At 75.7% G+C, this 15,885-nt stretch carries 11 protein-coding genes; 8 read left to right on the forward strand and 3 right to left on the reverse strand.

Going from position 1 to position 15,885, the window contains the following annotated elements:
* Positions 1-182: 182 nt before the first annotated feature.
* Both ACFV0O_RS29145 and ACFV0O_RS29150 read left to right on the forward strand, forming a co-directional pair.
* Positions 183-3,824, forward strand: a complete 3,642-nt coding sequence (locus ACFV0O_RS29145) for a serine protease (RefSeq protein ID WP_380346635.1) — start codon at positions 183-185, stop codon at positions 3,822-3,824.
* 65 nt (positions 3,825-3,889) lie between these two features.
* On the forward strand, positions 3,890-4,834 hold the full coding sequence (locus tag ACFV0O_RS29150; RefSeq protein WP_380346636.1) for a bifunctional riboflavin kinase/FAD synthetase: 945 nt from the start codon (positions 3,890-3,892) through the stop codon (positions 4,832-4,834).
* A gap of 52 nt (positions 4,835-4,886) precedes the next feature.
* Here the strand turns inward: ACFV0O_RS29150 and ACFV0O_RS29155 are convergent, their stop codons facing one another.
* From ACFV0O_RS29155 to eccE, 3 genes are all read right to left on the reverse strand, one after another.
* Positions 4,887-7,133 carry a MinD/ParA family protein gene (locus ACFV0O_RS29155; protein ID WP_380346637.1) on the reverse strand — a complete coding sequence of 749 codons (2,247 nt, stop codon included), beginning with the start codon at positions 7,131-7,133 and terminating at the stop codon, positions 4,887-4,889.
* Between the two features lie 131 nt (positions 7,134-7,264).
* Positions 7,265-8,032: a hypothetical protein gene (locus ACFV0O_RS29160; protein WP_360263285.1), complete on the reverse strand. Its 768-nt coding sequence runs from the start codon at positions 8,030-8,032 to the stop codon at positions 7,265-7,267.
* On the reverse strand, positions 8,032-9,252 hold the full coding sequence (eccE, locus tag ACFV0O_RS29165) for a type VII secretion protein EccE (protein WP_380346638.1): 1,221 nt from the start codon (positions 9,250-9,252) through the stop codon (positions 8,032-8,034). Before eccE ends, ACFV0O_RS29160 begins: the two co-directional genes overlap by 1 nt.
* A 372-nt stretch (positions 9,253-9,624) precedes the next feature.
* On the opposite strand from eccE, the gene eccB reads away from it, so the two are divergent.
* From eccB to ACFV0O_RS29195, 6 genes are all read left to right on the forward strand, one after another.
* The gene (gene eccB / locus ACFV0O_RS29170) at positions 9,625-11,325 is read left to right on the forward strand and encodes a type VII secretion protein EccB (protein WP_380346639.1); all 1,701 of its coding nucleotides are present in this window, start codon (positions 9,625-9,627) and stop codon (positions 11,323-11,325) included.
* Positions 11,326-11,508: 183 nt separating this feature from the next.
* The gene (locus ACFV0O_RS29175) at positions 11,509-11,814 is read left to right on the forward strand and encodes a WXG100 family type VII secretion target (protein WP_380346640.1); all 306 of its coding nucleotides are present in this window, start codon (positions 11,509-11,511) and stop codon (positions 11,812-11,814) included.
* A 102-nt stretch (positions 11,815-11,916) separates the two neighbouring features.
* On the forward strand, positions 11,917-12,210 hold the full coding sequence (locus ACFV0O_RS29180; RefSeq protein WP_360263274.1) for a WXG100 family type VII secretion target: 294 nt from the start codon (positions 11,917-11,919) through the stop codon (positions 12,208-12,210).
* Positions 12,211-12,310: 100 nt separating this feature from the next.
* Positions 12,311-13,597, forward strand: coding sequence for a S8 family serine peptidase (locus tag ACFV0O_RS29185; RefSeq protein ID WP_380346641.1), 1,287 nt, complete (start codon positions 12,311-12,313; stop codon positions 13,595-13,597).
* Between the two features lie 221 nt (positions 13,598-13,818).
* Complete coding sequence (locus ACFV0O_RS29190; protein ID WP_380346642.1) at positions 13,819-14,361, forward strand: SigE family RNA polymerase sigma factor; 543 nt, start codon at positions 13,819-13,821, stop codon at positions 14,359-14,361.
* Positions 14,362-14,541: 180 nt separating this feature from the next.
* Positions 14,542-15,771 (forward strand): hypothetical protein, encoded by a 1,230-nt coding sequence (locus ACFV0O_RS29195; protein ID WP_380346643.1) that lies wholly within the window; start codon positions 14,542-14,544, stop codon positions 15,769-15,771.
* Positions 15,772-15,885 lie beyond the last annotated feature (114 nt).

Here is a 15,885-nt window from a genome sequence, read left to right on the forward strand (position 1 = left end):
CGTCGGGAATCCCGACGGGGGTTCCGCCGTTCCCGGGGCCGCTTCACCCGAGCAGCGGGGGATCACCCGCACGAGGGAGCGCACGAGGCGAACGCCCGTGGTGAGCGGCGTGGGCGCGGTCGGGGCGCCGCCCCGGCGGGCAGGCTCCCGACGGTGAGCGGGCGACGGTCGAGGGGGCAGTCATGTCGGGGTTTCCGGAGGGCGATCCGGAGCGGTACCTGCTGCGGATCCGCGATCTCAACGGGCGGCTGCACGGCTTAGGGTTCGTCGCCGACCCGCAGGGCGGGGTGGTGCTCACCGCCCACGAGAGCGTGGCCGGACTGGACCGGGTCGTCCTGCACACCCCCGGTGGGCAGACCCGGGTGCTCGGCCCGGACGCCGTCCTGGCACTGCCCGAGCACGGGCTGGCGCTGCTGCGCACCGACGCGGTCGGCGGACTGCCCGTGCCGCCGCTGCCGGTGACCGCCGTCGGGGGCGGACACGAGGTGCTGCTGCCCGCGCTGGCCGGGGAGGACGGCCGGGCCGTCGCGCTGCGCTGCGGACTGCTCGGGGTCACCGGCGCCGGGTACGGCGGACACCGGCTGGGCGGGGTGCTGCTGCTGGACGTGCCGGTGGTCGGCGGCGTCACGGTGCCGGCCGGCTCGCCGGTGCTGGACGCCCGCAGCGGTGCGGTGGTCGCGCTGGCCACCCCCGCCGTCCGGGGGCCACGGCACGGCGGGGCGCTGCCGGCCGTGGGGGTCGGCGGAGGCCGGGTGGAGGTCGCCGAGGCGCTGGCCGGGCTGCTGGCCCGCAACGCGGCGGCCGTGCCCGCGTACGGGCCGGCGCTCAACCTGGCCGGGGTGCTGCGACTGACCGCGGCCCAGCTGGCGGCCGCCGGGGCCGGACCGGGACGGGTGGCCGGGCTGGCCGCCGACCGGGTGGACCGGCCGGACGGGCTGACCGGGGACGACCCGGCCGCGACCGTCACCGCGCTGGTCGGTGCCCCCGGCAGCGGCCGCTCCACCGAACTGGCGGCACTGGCCGTGCGCCGCTCCGGCGGCGCCCACCCGCAGCCCACCCTCTGGCTGCGCGGCGCCGACCTGCGCGCCGGGGACCGCTCGCTCGCCGAACCGGTGGAGCGGGCGCTGGCCGCGGCGGCGGCCGAGCTGGGCACGCCGGCGCCCGCGCCGGAGCCGGTGGCGGCGCTGTGCGCGGCCGCGGGGCGGCCGCTGCTGGTCGTCCTGGACGGCCCGGAGGAGGCCCCGGCACGGCTGGACGCGCACTGGCTGCGCGGCGCCGGGCAGTGGCTGACCGGCTGCGGGGCGAGGCTGCTGACCGCCTGCGGCGAGGAACTCTGGGAGCGGCTGCCGACCGAGACCTGGGGGAACGGCACCGCGGGTGCGGGCCGCCCCGAGCAGCCGCACCCGGACGGCGACCTGAGCAGCGCCCCGACCGTCCGGATGGACGGCCGCGGCCCGGACGGGCCGAGCCTGGCCGGGCACCGGCTCGGCCCGCTGCCGGCCGAGGCCGCGGAACGGGCGCGCCGCCGGTACGGGCTGCCGCCCGGCCACCCGGCCGCCGCCGAGGACGCCCGGCACCCGCTGGCCGTACGGCTGGCCGGGGAGCTGTGGGCCGAGGGGCTGCGCGACGGGCCGGTGCGGCGCGGCGAGCTGTTCGGCGCCTTCCTGGACCTGCGCTGCCTGCGCGTGGCCCAGCGGCTGACCGAGGACGACCGGCCGCGTCGCCCGGGCGCGCACCGCCGGGGCACCGCCCGGCCCGGGGGACCGCGCCGGCGGCGGGTGCGCCGCCTGGCGGCGGCGGTGGCCGGCCGGGTCCACGAGGCGGCGCGGCGGATGCTCGGCAGCGAGCCGGGCGGGCTGGACCGGGCCGCCTTCGAGGAGCTGTTCCCGGTCGACGGAGGCTGGGCCGGGGCGGTGCTCGCCGAGGGCCTGTTCGTCCCCGCCGGGCCCGGGTACCGCTTCGCCCACGGGGAGTTCGCCGACTGGCTGCAGGGCCTGCACCTGGACCTGGACGCGGCGCTGCGGCTGCTGCTCGGGGAGGCCGCGGACACGCCCCCCGGGCCCGTGGACGCACCGGCCGGGCCCGGCCGTTCCGGCGGGGCGAAACCCGTCCCCCGGCACCGGATCGGCCCGGTCGCCGCCGCGCTGCGCCGGGTGGCCGAGACCTGGGGAGCGCCCGCCCTCGACCCGTGGCTGCACCGGATCTGGCGAGCGCTGGACCTGCGTCCGCCCGGCAGCGAACCCTCCTGGTGGGCGGGCCGGCTGCTCACCGTGGGGCTGGCCGCCAGCCCCGACCCGGTCGAACACCGGGCACTGCTGCACCAGTTGGCCGCTCGGATCGCCGAACGGGCCGCGGCGCAGGGCGGTGCGGCCGACGGGGAGGCGGTGCTCCCGGGCACCGGGCTCGAACGTTTCGGACCGGCGTTCTGGACCGGCCTCGGCCTGCCGATCGAGGACGAACTCGCCCTGCTGCGCCGCCTGGTGACCGCCGACGGCCCCGGCCGGCGCTTCCTCGCCGCGGTGGTCGAACGGCTGCGCAGCGATCCGGTTGCCGTGTTCCCGCTGCTCTGCGCCTGGTTCGACGACCCACGCGGCCTGCCGGGCCGCCCCGGCCCCGGCGGCTGCCGCACCGTCGCCGACCTCGCGCACGACCTGCTGCGCGCCCACCGGTGGCTCGCCCTCGACGAGTTGGCGGACGCGCTGGCCGACGCCGCACACCCGAGGGCCGACGCGCTGCTCACGGTGCTCGCCGTCGAGGAGCCGTCCGCGCTCTGCCGCGCGGTGGACCGCTGGAGCCACGACCGGCGGCCCGAGCGGCACGTCGCGGCCGCCGCGCACGCGCTGCGGACCGCCCCGTACGCGACCGGCGCCGGGGCCGACCTGCTGCGCTTCACCGCGCTGACCCTGCTCGCCCGCGAGGACGAGCCCGGCCTGCACGGCGCGGCGCTGGCCCTGCTGGTCGCCGACCCGCGGACCCGGGCCGAGCACCTTCCGGCCGCGCTCGCCCTGTACCGGGCCGGCGGTGACGCGTTCCTCGGCCCGAGCGCGCTCGCCCCGGCGCTGGAGAGTGACCCTGAGCCCGTCCTGGCCGCGCTCGCCGACCGGCTGGCGGCGCCCGGGGCGGCCACCGCCGAGACGCTGCGGGTGCTCGCCGACGCCACCGCCCCGGCGGCCGTCCGGCGGGGTGCCGAACTGGCCGCCCGGCTGCTGCGGGCGCACCCGGCGGCGGCCGGTCCGGTCGCGGTCGACTACCTCGGCCGCCGCCTGGCGCGGGCCGCGGCCGCCGGCCCGGCCGACCGGCTGGAGCTGCGGGGGCTGCTCGGGGTCGCGCTGGCCGTCCGTACGGCGGCGGTGCGGCGGCCGTTCGCCGAGGCGCTGTCCGTCCCGGTGCCCGACCCGGCGGCGGACGCGCTGCGCTGCGAGCTGCTGGACGTCCTGCTCGCCACCGAGACCGATCCGGCGGTGCTGACCGCCGTCGTGGAGCGGCTGGCCGAGCACTGCGCCGCCGAGAATCCCGCCCGGGCCCGCGCGGTGCTGGCCAGGACGACGCCCGGGCTGCCGGGCGCCGACGACCTGCTGGTGCGCTGCGCCGGACGCTCCGCGGCCTTCGCCCGGCTGCTCGTCCGGTGGCCGCGGGACGCCGCCCCGGCCGCGCCGGACGGTCCCCGGCTGGCCCGGATGCGGGCCCTGGCGGCGGCCGGGCGGGATCCGCAGTACGCCGCCGCCGAGGCCGAGCGGACCGCGTCCGAGCGGGCCGAGCGGCCGCCGGTGCGCTCAACCCGCATTCCGGTGCCTGAGCCGGGGCAGGCGCATGGCACGCTATAGGGGTTCGGGTTTTGAGCGTTTGAGCGTACAGAGGGTACGCGCCGTACGGAACAAGGAGCGGTCAGGTGCAGCGCTGGCGTGGCCTGGAGGAGATCCCCGGTGACTGGGGACGCAGCGTCGTCACCATCGGCTCGTTCGACGGGGTGCACCGCGGGCATCAGCTGATCATCGGGCAGGCGGTCGAGCGCGCCCGCGAACTCGGCCTCTCCGCGGTCGTGGTGACCTTCGACCCGCACCCGCGCGAGGTGATCCGCCCGGGCAGCCACCCGCCGCTGCTCGCGCCGCACCCGCGGCGGGCCGAGCTGATCGCGGAGCTCGGCGTGGACGCGGTACTGGTGCTGCCGTTCACCACCGAGTTCTCGAAAGAGTCCCCGGAGACCTTCGTCCGGCAGGTCCTGGTTGACGCGCTGCGCGCGCGGGTCGTCATCGAGGGCCCCAACTTCCGCTTCGGGCACCGGGCCGCCGGGGACGTCGCGCTGCTCACCGAGCTGGGCGGGGCGGACGACTTCGAGGTCGAGGTGGTCGACCTGCAGGTGTGCGGCGCGGCCGGGGACGGCGAGCCGTTCTCGTCCAGCCTGACCCGCCGGCTGGTCGAGTCCGGGGACATGGCCGGGGCGGGCGAGGTGCTGGGCCGCCCGCACCGGGTCGAGGGCGAGGTGGTGCGCGGCGCGCAGCGCGGCCGCGAGCTGGGCTTCCCGACCGCCAACGTCGAGACCGTGCCGCACAGCGCGATCCCGGCCGACGGCGTGTACGCGGGCTGGCTGACCGCCGACGGCGAGCGGATGCCGGCGGCGATCTCGGTCGGCACCAACCCGACCTTCGACGGCACCGCCCGCACCGTCGAGGCGTACGCCATCGACCGGGTCGGCCTGGACCTGTACGGGCTGCACGTCGCGGTGGACTTCCTGGCCTACCTGCGCGGGATGGAGAAGTTCGACTCCATCGAGGCGCTGCTCGACCGGATGGCCGACGACGTCAAGCGCGCCCGCGAGCTGACCGACGGGGCCTGATCCCCACGGACGCCGGAAGGGCCCGCCGTATCGGCGGGCCCTTCCCGTGTCGTCACTGCTGGGGTGCCTGCGGCGGGTAGCCGTAGCCCGGCGGCGGGGGCTGGTAGCCGTCCGGCTCGGCGGGCGGGGCGGGCACCGGCGGCTGGCCCGACGGGTAGCCGTAGCCGGGGCCCGGCTGCGGGGCGCCCTGCTGCGGCGGCCAGGGCTGCGGCTGCTGCGGGTAGCCGTACCCGGGCGGGGGCGGCGGTGCCTGGCCGGGCTGCGGTGCCCACGGCGCACCGGGGGCGGGCTGCGGGGCCGGTGCGGCCTGGCCCTGGTGGGGCTGCGGCTGCGGGGCCTGCGGCTGCTGCCAGGCGGACTGCTGGGCGGCGGCCTGCTGGGCGCGCACGATGTCCTCGCCGACCAGGGTGGCCAGCTCGAAGTAGGCCTCGCGGACCTTGGGCCGCATCATGTCGAGGTTGACCTCGGCGCCGGCCGCCAGGCTCTCGTCGAACGGCACCACGACCACGCCGCGGCAGCGGGTCTGGAAGTGCGCGACGATGTCCTCGACCTTGATCATCTTGCTGGTCTCGCGCACCCCGGAGACCACCGTGATGCTGCGCTGCACCAGGTCCGCGTAGCCGTGCGCGGAGAGCCAGTCCAGGGTGGTCGAGGCGCTGGAGGCGCCGTCCACGCTGGGGGTGGAGACGATGATCAGCTGGTCGGCGAGGTCCAGCACCCCGCGCATCGCGCTGTACAGCAGGCCGGTGCCGGAGTCGGTCAGGATGATCGGGTACTGGCGGCCCAGCACGTCGATGACCTGGCGGTAGTCCGAGTCGTTGAAGGTGGTGGAGACCGCCGGGTCGACGTCGTTCGCCAGGATCTCCAGGCCCGAGTTCAGGTCCTGCGAGGTGAACTGACGGATGTCCATGTAGCTGCGCAGGTGCGGGATGGCCGTCACCAGGTCGCGGATGGTCGCACCGGTCTGGCGCTTCACCCGGCGGCCCAGGGTGCCGGCGTCCGGGTTGGCATCGATCGCGATCACCTTGTCCTGGCGCTCGCTGGCCAGGGTCGCACCGAGGGCGGTGGTGGTCGTGGTCTTGCCGACCCCGCCCTTGAGGCTGATCACGGCGATCCGGTAGCAGCTCATCACCGGGGTGCGGATGATCTCCAGCTTGCGGGACTTCTCGGCCGCCGCGGCCTTTCCGCCGAACTGGAACCGGGGCTGCTGGCGCTGCTGCTTGGGCTGGCTGCGCAGCAGCCGGTCCGAGGACAGCTCGACGGCGGCGGTGTAGCCGAGCGGTGCGCCGTGCGCGGTCTGCTGCGGGGCGGCGGCCTGCTGGAACGCGGCGGGCTGCGGGGCCTGCGGCTGCTGCCAGGGCTGCGCGGAGGCCGGCTGCTGGGCCTGCTGCGGCGGGACGGGCTGACCGGGCTGGGACTGACCGGGCTGGGGCTGGGCCGCCTGCGACTGGGCCGGCGGCGGGTACGCGGCGGGCTGCGGCCAGCCGCCCTGGCGCGGGTCCACCGGACCGGGCTGCGGGGCGGGCAGCGGCTGCTGCTGGACGGCCGGGGCCTGCTGGGCCGGGGCCGCCGCCTGCTGGGTCGCCCACACGGCCTGCGGGTCCCAGGGGGCCTGCTGGTCCTGCGGGCCGAGCGGAGGCTGCGGGTGCTGCGCGTGCTGCGGCGGGGCCGGCTGCACAGGGGGCTGCGGGTAGGACTGCGGCGGGACGGGCTGCGCCGGCTGCGCGGTCGCGGCGGGCGCCGGGGCCACCGGTGCCGGGTACGGCTGGGGCGCGGGCTGCTGCGCCAGGGCCTCCGCCGTCGGCCAGGCCGGGGCGGCGGCCTGCGGCTGCTCGGGGGCGGGCGCCGGGGCCGGGACGGGGGTGGCCGCCGGGAACGGGACGTGCCGGGCCTCGGCCTGCACGGGCGGCGCCGGGGGCACCGGTGCGACGGGTGCGGGCGCCGGGGCGGCGGGCGGCACGGCGGCGGGCGGCACGGCCGACGGGGCCTCCACCACGGGAGCCGGAGCCGGGGCCGGGGCCGGAGCCGGCGCGGCCAGCGGTGCCTGGGCCTGGTGCGGGACCGGGACCGGGGCCCCGGCCGGAGCCTGTTCCGCCACCGAGGCGGTCGGGTGCGCCGCCGTCCCCGGGCCGGGCGCGGGCACGACGGCCGGGGCAGCGGCGGCCGGGGCCGTCGGAGCCGCCGGGGCCTCCGTCTGCACGTACCAGGACGGGGGAGTGTAATCAGGCGCGTCCGACCAGTCGTCGTCGTCCTCCGCCGCGTTGTCGCCGACGTAGACGCCGTCCCGATCGCTGCTCACTCTGGCTCCCTCGTGTTCGCCGCCGCTTGTTCAGCGGTGCCGTTGCCGCATCAAAGACTAGGCCGTACGGCAACCCCCGTAGAAGGCGGCTTCGGTTCCGCGGTGGCCCGCCGGGTGCGGCGAGCCGCCGCTCAGTCCATCCGGCGCGGACCCCCGAGCACCTGCTGCTCGGCCTGTCCGGCCACGGCCCGCACGTACTGACGCCGCATCCGCGTCGCCCACAGGGTGAGGTCGTCGCCGAGGGTGGGCAGCGTGGCCACGTCCTCCGGCGGGAGCGACAGCACCCGGCCGGTCAGTTCCGCCTCCTGCGGGGAGATCCGCTGCACACCGACCAGGTCGGCCGCGTTGAGTACCCGGGCGGCGTTCGGGCCCAGGTACGGCAGCAGCGTCAGGGTGGTCTGCCAGGGCGCGGCGGAGAGCCGGCTGCGCGGCGGACGGGCACCGAGGTCGCGCACCACCAGCACCGGCGAGGCCACCGAGGCGCCCTGCGGGCCGAGCCGGCCGACCTGGTGGACCGTCACGCACGGCTGGCCGCCGCCGGCGGCCTGCGCCATCGGCCCCCACAGCTGTCCGCGGGCGGTCTCCACCACGACCCGGGCGCCGATCGCGGCCGCGCGCAGCGCGATGACCTGAGCCGTCCACATGCCGCCGACCAGCACCAGGTCGTACGCGCTGGGGCGGAAGAGGCCGAGTACGGCGGGCAGCCCCTGCGGGTCGACGCCGATGACCACGCCGTCGTCGCCGACCGGGAAGGCCAGCGCGCCGAGGTCGGCCGGTTCGAGCACGTGCTTCTCCCGGCGCGGGCCGCGCAGCCCGAAGCCGGGCAGGATCCGCGGCCGGACCCGGCGCTGCTCGGCGCCGGGCTGCTGGCCGAGGGCCGGGTAGCTCTGGTACGCCATCAGGACGCTCCTCCCAGCGGCAGGGTGGCGAGCATGCCGGGGGCCTGCTCCAGGTCGAGCCGGACGAGGCCGAGGCCGGCGCTCTGCGCCCTGGTCTCCACCTGGCGGCCGACCTGGCCGACCTCGCTCTCGCTGCGTCCGGTCACCCGCAGGTGTCCGCTGACGGTCACCGAGCCGCCGGTGCCGTGCCCCGCGGTCAGGCTGAAGGTGCTGGCCAGGGCCGGGGAGCCGGTGATCAGGTTGACCAGGTCCGGCGCGGCGATCCGGCCGGGGGAGCCGCCGGGGCGGCTGAGCTGCGGCCAGCGGGAGATCCAGTAGGTGGTGTGCCAGCGGTCGTCGATCCGCCAGAACCGGTTGCCCTCCTGGGTGCGGCGGGTGGTGCCGCCGCCGCTTCCGGTGCCCTGCCGGCCGGCCACCGCGATCGGGTTGGCGCACGCGGAGATGGACAGGGCGGCGATCAGCTCCCGCTCGTCCAGCACGGTCGCGTTGAAGCCGGCGCTGTTGAGCCGGCCGGCCAGCTGGTCGGTGACCCGCTGCAGTGCCTTGCGGGCCCCCTCCTCGCCGCCGCCGCGGGCGCGCACGGCGGTCGCGGTGCGTTCCGGGTCGAGCTTGAGGGCGATCCAGGTCAGCCGCAGCCCGGGGGTGGAGGTGCCGTCCGGCAGCTCGCGGTAGGCACGGGCGGCCAGCGACTGCTCGGGCAGGTGCGGGGCCGGGGCGGGCTGGGTGTGCTGGACCAGTTGCACCGACTCCAGCGTGATGTCGTCCACCGTGAGCGCCGAGCAGACGACGTCCAGCGGCAGCGGCAGCGCGGTGCGCACCGGGCGCAGCGGCTGGTCCTTGGCCTGGACGAGCAGCACCGAGCTGAGGAAGGTGCCGTCACCGACCATGCCGGTCTCCCGGCGCACCGGGCGGCCGCCGAACTCGGCCTCGGTGGCGTGGGTGCAGGTGCGCAGTCCCGGTTCGAGTTCCAGTGCCGGCGCCAGCGCCGGGTCGGTGCCGGCCGGCGGCAGCACCGTACGGGCCTGCCTGCGGCGGGACTTGAGGGCGGATCGCACCCGCAGCAGCTCCGGGACGGTCCGGCCGCGCACCGGAACGGCGGCGAGGACGAGCAGCACCAGCGCGACCGCGCCGAAGCCGGCCGCGACCGGGCGGCTGATCGTCCAGCCGACCGCGACCAGCGCCGCCGCGACCTCGACCAGGACGAGCTGCTGGAGCTTCAACCGGCCGCCGAGCAGGCCCGGTCGGGGATTGACCCGGACCTGGACGGAACCACCGCCGCCCGGGCCCGGCTGCGACCGGGCGGGTCCCGCCTCGGCAGCCGGACCGCCCTGCTGCGCCCGGCCGGACCGGCGCGGTCTCCCGCCGCCCGCGGTGCGGCGGCGTCCTGGAGCGGTCTGGCTTGGCATCCCCCGGTGGCCCTCTCTGATCCGTTGTCACGGCCCGGCTGGCTGGTTCGCGGACCGTACCCGTACCGTACTCACCGTCTGCTGCCGCATCGTAGAGGGTTCGCACCGGTTCGCGCCCGGCGGGTGGACCACGGGGCAGGTCGGTCCGACAACGTCCGACAACGTCTGACCAGGGGGACGACGAGGATGGCATCGCGCCGGGACGAGCTGAACGCGTACACCTTCGCCCGCAAGCGAACGGTGGGCGCATTCCTGCTGCCCGCCGGCGGCGGGAGCGACGAGGACGCGCCGCGTCCGGTGAAGGCGGTGTTGCCGAGCATCCTGGTCGGCGCGGTGGCCGTGGCCGGGTTCGGGCTCTGGGGGGTGTTCAAGCCCAGTGCCCCGCTGAAGTGGGACGACGGCAAGAACATCATCCAGGGCAAGCAGTCGACGACCCGGTACGTGGTGCTGACCGATCCGGACGGCAGGACCAAGCGGCTGCACCAGGTGCTCAACATGTCCTCGGCGCGGCTGGTGCTGCCGGCCGAGGCCAAGGTCGTGGTGGTCGACGACGGGGTGCTCGACCGGTACCCCAACCACGGCCCGACCATCGGCATCCCGTACGCGCCGGACAAGTTGCCGACCAAGGACAACGCGAGCCAGTCGATGAAGTGGGCGGTCTGCGACCGGCCGGGCTCGGACGAGAAGCAGGAGACCGTCAACCAGGCGGTGTTCGTGGCGTCCGGCCAGGACGCGGCGGCGCTGACGGCCAAGGACCGGATGCTCGGCCCGGACCAGCTGATGCTGGTGCAGCAGGCGGACGAGCAGCAGGTGTCCGCGGCCCCGGCGCCGGGTCAGCAGGCGGCCTCGGGCGCGAAGGTCTACCTGGTCGACGCGCAGGGCCGCAAGCACGAGATCGGCTCGCCGCAGTCGGACGACAAGGAGCGCAAGGCGCTGATCACCGCGGTCTTCGGGCCCAACGCGGTGCCGCAGCGGGTGAAGCGCGACTGGCTGGACACCCTGGTGAACGGCACCCCGGTCACCTTCCCCGAGATCAAGGGTGCGGCCGACACCGCGAACCCCAACTCCAGTGTGGCGCTGGGGAACGCGGCCGACCGCCGGATCGGCCGGCTGGTGCACTACCAGGACCGCCACTACGTGGTCGGCAAGGACCAGCTCTACCTGGTCACCCCGTTCCAGGCGGAGTTGATCCGGCAGAACCCGGCCAACCAGATGCTCTACAAGTACGACCAGGACAAGAACCCGCGCAGTGACGAGATGACCCCGCTGGACCACTCCTCGCTGCGCAGCGAGACCCCGCTGCCCGGCACGGCGGCCGACTGGCCGGTGAAGTCCGGTGCGCCGGTGAACAACTGGCAGGACCGGCAGGACGCGCGCCTGGTCGTGTGCAGCACCTTCGACGGCGTCGCCGAGGACGGGCGGACGCCCAGGCGCAGCGTCTGGGCCGGGACTTCGTACCCCGCGCAGTACAACAACGGCGCCGGCGCGGCCTACGTGACCCCGGGTCACGGCCTGTTCTACCGGTCGCTGAACAACACCACCGGCGGCTCGGGTACCGATTTCCTGATCACCGAGACCGGTCTGCGCTACGCCGTTCCGGCGAATGCCGACGGCGGCCGCGGCGCCACTCCGACACCGGGCGCGCAGCCCGGCCGGAGCGGCGCCCCGAAGGTGCCGACCCCGCAGCCGGGCACCCCGACCCCGGGGGCGCCGGACCAGCAGTCCGGTCAGCAGCCGGGGCCGCAGCAGGACGAAACCGGCGGCAACCAGGCGCGGTTGGGTTACCAGGGGATCCAGCCGTTGCCGGTTCCGCACGAGTGGTCGGACCTGGTCCCGGCCGGCCCGCGGCTGACCGCGAAGAGCGCCGCGCAGCCGCAGAACGCCTGATCGGTCAAGCGCGGCAACGGAATTGGCCGCAGCGTCATGGTCTGGCTAACTACCCAGTGTTCGGTGTTGGGTGAGCTGCGTGTGCCGACTACAGTGCTGCTGGGCATCACACGGGTGATGTGGCGGGCGGGCCTTCCACGGCCCTCCGTGTACGTAATGTTGTCTCATGGGGGACGGTGGAGCATGGCTCAGGGTCAGTTCATGATGACGGCTCAGGAGATGCTGGCTTTCGCCGACAAGATCGAGCAGGCCATCGGCAGGATCGAGGCGGAGAAGGTCAAGCTGAACGGCACGGTCACGGGGATCGTCGGCGGCTGGCAGGGGCAGGCGGCGACCGCCTACACGAACCTGCAGAACCGGGTCAACGGGGACATCGCGTCGCTCAAGGAAGCGCTGGCCGCGATCAAGCACGCGATCGAGCAGACCACCAAGCACTACGCGAGCACCGAGGAAGAGCAGAAGGCGATGTTCGCCGACACCCAGGGCTGATCGCCGTACCCGCGCTGATCACCGGTCTGTTCCGAACCGCCGCTCGGCGGGGTGCCCGTCACTGATCGCGGGCCGCTCCGCACCCTCGTCAAGGGAGACAACGTGTCCGACCACATCCTCGTCAACTTCGAGACCGTCCACAACGCCGCCGAGGAGGTCAAGGCCTCGGCCGGCCGGATCGAGCAGCTGCTCAGCGATCTGAAGACGGACGTCACCCGTATCGCCCAGAGCTGGCAGGGCAAGGCCCAGGAGGGCTACAACATCCAGCAGGCCAAGTGGGACTCGTCCGCCAACGACCTGCACACGGCCTGCATGCAGATCGCCGCCTCGCTGGAGAACGCCGCGCAGAGCTACCGGACCACCGAGGACAGCAACGCCAAGCTCTGGCAGCACTGACCGGGCGTTCCCGAACGGGAACGACAGGGGGCGGGTACCCGGACTCCGGGCACCCGCCCTTCGGCGCGCGGCAGGGGTGGACGACATGAGGGGTGGCAGGGTGTCCGGACGCGGGTACCGGAAGACGGCCGCGGCACTGGCCGCGCTCGCGGTGCTGGGCGGCCCGCTCGCCGCCCCGGCGTACGCCGACGGGGGGCCCGGACTGGCCGCCGCGGGCGACTGCCCCAAGAACGCGCCCGACGTGCAGACCGTGCCGTGGTCGCTGCAGCGCCTGCTGCTGGACGAGCTGTGGCAGGGCGGACGGACCACGGGCAAGGGCGTGAAGGTCGCGGTCATCGACACCGGGGTCGACCGGACCAACCAGCAGCTGGCCGGCCAGGTCCCGGCCACCGACCCCGCGTTCGACAAGAACCCCCCGACGGCGGTCGACAAGGTCCAGGAGGGTCCCAACCTGCTGGTCAACCGGGACACCAAGGAACCGATCCCGGGCAAGTCCATCGAGGACCCGGTCGGCCACGGCACCAAGGTGGCCGGCATCATCGCGGCCCGCAGGAGCGACCGGACCGGCTTCGTCGGCCTGGCCCCCGACGCCCAGATCCTCTCGATCCGGCAGAACGACAGCGACGGCAACGGCGACGTGTCCACGCTGGTGAGGGCCATCCGCGAGGCGGTCGCCGCCAAGGCCAGGGTCATCAACATCTCCCAGGACGTGCGCGGCGCCGGGGACGCCCGGTTCGGCGGCTACCTGGAACTCAAGACCGCGATCGGGGACGCCGAGCAGGCCGGCGCCGTGGTGGTCGCCTCCACCGGGAACGACGGCAAGGAGGGCGACACCTACCCGGGCGCCTTCCCGACCGTGCTCGCCGTCGGCGCCTCCGACCGCAACAACGAGCGCGCCCCGTTCTCCCAGTACGGCTCCTTCGTGAAGGTCGCCGCGCCCGGTGTCGACATGCTGTCCACCGTGCCCGGGGGCGGCCAGTGCGTGGACAACGGCACCAGCTTCGCCGCCCCGTACGTCTCCGGGCTCGCCGCGCTGCTGGTCGGCGCCCACCCGAACTGGAAGCCGGCCCAGGTGCGGGCCTGGATCGAGCAGACCGCCCAGCGCACCCGGCGCGACCCGGACGTCTTCGTCGGCTGGGGCGTGGTGGACCCGGTCAAGGCCGTCACCAAGGCCCCCGACGTCGCGCCGACGGTCGCCACCCCGGACGCCCCGGTGCAGCTCGCCTCCGCGCCGATCGTGCCGCAGCCGGTCGGCCTCGGCGAGACCCAGGCCGACCGCGACGGCCGCACCGCGACGTACGTCCTCGGTGTCGGCGCGCTGCTGGTCGCCCTGCTGATCGGCGGCGGCGTGGTGCTGCGCGACCACCGGCGCAAGTCCGCCGAGTGACCGGCCGGCCGGTGCGCCGGCGGGTCCGCCGACACGTCCGCTGACGGCTCCGGCCGGTCCGTCGACCGATCCGCCGAGCCCCGGCCGTCGACCGATCCGCCGAGCCCGGCCGCCGACCGATCCGGGCGTCGCGAAAATCGCTCCGCAACGGCTGTAACACCGCCGCCCGCCCACCGCATCGATGAAGTGTCGGGGAGGACGGACCGCGGGGGGCAGCGCACATGGGGTGGATCGGGGCGGGCCGAGAGGCCAAGGACGCCGAGTTCCTGGAACTCGTCGCCGGGCGTACCGGCCACCTGTACCGCTCGGCCTGCCTGCTCACCAGCGGCGACACCCACTACGCCGAGGACCTCGTGCAGGAGGCCCTCGGCCGGATGTACGTGCTCTGGCGGCGCAGCGCCTTCACCGGCGGACGGGAGCGGATCGCCAACCCGGCGGCCTACACCCACACCGTCATGGTGCGCACCTTCCTCGCCCAGAAGCGCCGCCGTTCCAGCGGTGAGCGCCCGACCGACGACCTCCCGGAGACGGCGGGGCAGGACACCGACAGCAGCCTGCGGCTGACCCTGCTCGACGCGCTCGGCCGGATGCCGCCCAAGGACCGCGCCGTGCTGGTGCTGCGCTTCTGGGAGGACCGCAGCGTCGAGGAGACGGCCGAGGTGATGCGGGTGTCCTCCGGCGCCGTCCGGACCCGTACCACCCGGGCGCTGGCCCGGCTGCGCACCCTGCTCGGTGACTCGCTGGGCGAGCTCGCCTCCCGTTGAGGCCTCCCGGTGACATCGCCCGTCAAGCCCGTCAAGCCCGTTCCGCCCGTCCCGCCCGTCCCGCCCGTCCCGCCCGTCTCGCACGCCGAGCCGAGCCGGGGCGGCGGCCGAGGTCGGCGGCGGCTCCCGAACCGACCTGCACGTCCCACACCCCGTGACGCAAGGAGACGGTGAACACCCATGTCCGAACCGGACAAGTTCGAGGACGATCTTCTCTACGCCCTCACCCGCACGGGTGAAGGCTTTCGCACCGAGCAGGCCGACCTGGTAGCGGGTGGCTACCGGCGCGGCCGCAGCCGCTGGCGCCGCCGTTCGACCGCCGCCGTGGTGGGCGGCGCGGCCGCGCTGGCCCTGGTGGGCACCGGTGCGGTGTACCTGGCCGGATCCCCGGCGGCGAAGGACACGGGCACGGTGAGCGCGGCCTCCGGCAGCGGCGGCCCCGCGGCCACCCCGACCACGGTGCGCTCCTCGGCCCCGACCGTGGTCACCGGCGACGAGGTGCTGGCGACCTTCCAGGCCCTGCTGCCCAAGGGCGAGACCACCGAGGCCAAGGGGCGCGGCACCGACGACGAGCAGTCGAAGGGCACCTTCGTCGGCGCGGACCTGGTCTTCGACGACGGCCAGGGCAAGTCGCTGGTCCAGATCGGCATCCAGAAGCACCGGCCCAAGCAGGAGCAGCCGCGCACCTGCCCGACGGACCTCAAGCTCGCCCGGATCGACTCCTGCTCCGTCACCACCCTGCCGGACGGCTCCCGGCTCCAGCTCCAGCAGGGGTACGAGTACTCGGACAACCGGGCCGACACCAAGGAATGGGACGCCACGCTGTCCGGTCCGGACGGCCGGGAGATCACGGTGAGCGAGTGGAACGCGGCCCGGGAGAAGGGCGCGCCCGACAGCCGGCCCAACCCGCCGCTCACCCTGGACCAGCTGAAGGCGGTCGTCACCGACAAGTCCTGGGACCGGGTCGTCGCGGCGGTCAAGTTCGACGGCGTCGACACCGACGCGGTCGACCCGGGCCTGTCGCTGGAGGACCGGGAGGCCGCCCTGGCCGGGCTGCTGCCCCCGGGGGTGACCGTGACCGGCCGCACCGGCAGCGCGCTGCTGGCCACCTTCCAGCTGGCCCGGGGGCAGGAGACCGGCTCGGTGGTGCTGCGGGTGGAGAACTGGTCGAAGTCCGACGACAACTCGTGGGCGGGGGCGTTCAAGGACGCGGTCGCCGGGCCCGACGGGACCAAGGTGCTCACCAAGGGCGGTGCGGACGCCAAGGAGAAGATGCCGCTGATGGTGAACGTCCTGCACCCGGACGGCATGGAGGTGGCGGTCTCGCAGGGCCCGGCCGGCAAGGAGCTGCTCACTCCGGAGCAGCTGAAGGCGATCGGCGTCAGCCCGGTGTGGAAGGCCAGGAAGTAGCCGGAGGCCGGCGGCGACGGTCCGGACGGCGGCCGGGCGGACGCGGCCGGGCGAGGAAGGCCGTGTGAACGCGGCGGTGGGCCGGCCGCCGCGGGGGCCCCGGCGCCCGCCGGC

Source organism: Kitasatospora sp. NPDC059577 (assembly GCF_042735475.1).
GTDB lineage: Bacteria > Actinomycetota > Actinomycetes > Streptomycetales > Streptomycetaceae > Kitasatospora.